Origin of the sequence: Streptomyces beijiangensis (genome assembly GCF_017315755.1) — a bacterium.
GTDB lineage: Bacteria > Actinomycetota > Actinomycetes > Streptomycetales > Streptomycetaceae > Streptomyces > Streptomyces beijiangensis.
In genome coordinates this window covers 1-383 of the sequence record NZ_JAFLRJ010000516.1, presented here as the reverse complement: position 1 = coordinate 383, position 383 = coordinate 1, and the positions used below count along the sequence as shown (strand labels likewise).

The following is a 383-nucleotide window of genomic DNA, read 5'->3' as shown; positions in this document are numbered from 1 at the left end:
ACGCCCGAGGTCAGGGCGCGGGCGGGGCCTCCCGGAGCAGTTCCGTGAGGAGGCGGATGGCGCCCCGCTTGTGCAGAGGGTCGTTGCCGTTGCCGCACTTCGGGGACTGGATGCAGGAGGGGCAGCCGGCGTCGCATTCGCAGGAGGCGATGGCCTCACGGGTCGCGGTGAGCCACTCGCGGGCCGTGTGGAAGGCGCGTTCGGCGAATCCGGCGCCGCCGGGATGGCCGTCGTACACGAAGACCGTGGGGAGGAGGGTGTCGGGATGGAGGGGGATCGAGACGCCGCCGATGTCCCAGCGGTCGCAGGTGGCGAAGAGCGGAAGCATCCCGATGGAGGCGTGCTCGGCGGCGTGCAGGGCGCCGGCGAGGATCTCCGGGTTG

Annotated in this window: 1 protein-coding gene; it reads right to left on the bottom strand. The window is 72.3% G+C overall.

The window, feature by feature from the left end; all coding sequences use genetic code 11:
* Positions 1 to 10 precede the first annotated feature (10 nt).
* The coding region (locus tag J0695_RS36175; RefSeq protein WP_206969012.1) for a Zn-binding domain-containing protein at positions 11 to 383 on the bottom strand (373 nt) is incomplete at its 5' end.